Annotated in this window: 2 protein-coding genes; both read left to right on the top strand. The window is 35.9% G+C overall.

Translation table 11 applies throughout. From position 1 onward, the window contains the following. Nucleotides 1-429: CpsD/CapB family tyrosine-protein kinase (locus ON063_RS14620; RefSeq protein WP_274665623.1), on the top strand; the 429-nt coding region annotated here is incomplete at its 5' end. Between the two features lie 15 nt (nt 430-444). Next, nucleotides 445-1,017, top strand: a complete 573-nt coding sequence (locus tag ON063_RS14615; RefSeq protein ID WP_274665622.1) for a lipopolysaccharide biosynthesis protein — start codon at nt 445-447, stop codon at nt 1,015-1,017. Nucleotides 1,018-1,040 lie beyond the last annotated feature (23 nt).

Here is a 1,040-nt window from a genome sequence, read left to right as displayed (position 1 = left end):
GTACATCAAATTTTTCGATTAGATACTAGGAATGGACTATCGGATGTTTTAGCAAAACGCGTTGCAATAGATACTGCTATCCAACACACGCAACTTGAAAATCTATATGTCATAACGGCAGGAATCGTTCCTCCAAATCCATCGGAGTTACTCTCAGCAGCGACATTTAAAGAAATGTTGAAATATCTCCAAAAAGAGTTCGATATGATCATCTTAGATGCACCACCCGTAATGCAAGTCGCAGATAGTCGAGTCGTTGCGACTGAGGTAGATGGTACCATTCTCGTTGTAAATTGCGAATCATCGGATCGAGATGAGGTGGTGAAGGCACGTGATCAGTTAACGATGACAGGCACTAAAATATTAGGTATTGTTTTGAATCGTCGGGCTCATCGAAAAGATAAAAACTATTATTATGCTTACCAATGACATGGAGGTATACCTATGGCAACCAAATATGCTCTCGAACCGGAAGAAAATAGTTCGAAACAAATTAAATATGGTGCCTTGGTATCCTATTTTTCAATAGGTTTCAATATCATTTCTGGTTTTCTGTATACACCATGGATGATTTCGAAGATTGGACAAGCCAACTATGGATTATATGTTCTCTCTTTTTCAATCATTGCCATATTTGCGTTTAATTTAGGACTTGAGGTAGTTGTGGCAAGGTTTTTAAGTCAATATCGGAATCGAGGCGATCGTCAAGGAGAAATTCGTTTTTTAGGAATTGCCTATAAACTATTCTTTCTTCTGACATTTATCTTAGCGGTTGTATTAACGATTTTATATGTTTTTTTAGACGAAATTTATAACAACCTTGGCACAAGTGATTTAGAAAAGCTTCAATTTATGTATCCGATTGTTGCTTTTTATATCTTAATTACGCTTATTGCTAAGCCACTCGATGCAGTATTTATTGTAAATGAACGGTTTATTCAATTTAACACAATAATCTTTTTTGAAAAAGTGACTATCGTTTTTTGTGAACTGAGCCCTGTTTTACGGACAGTTTAATAAAAAGTGCCTCGAATTCTATG

Origin of the sequence: Exiguobacterium sp. B2(2022) (genome assembly GCF_028823655.1) — a bacterium.
GTDB lineage: Bacteria > Bacillota > Bacilli > Exiguobacteriales > Exiguobacteriaceae > Exiguobacterium > Exiguobacterium aestuarii_A.
Note: the sequence above shows the minus strand (reverse complement) of the source record. Positions and strands in the feature narration are given on the sequence as shown.

Coding starts and splice junctions, on each gene's coding strand:
- ON063_RS14615 (WP_274665622.1), top strand. CDS start 445: ATGGCAACCAAATATGCTCTCGAACCGGAAGAAAATAGTTCGAAACAA.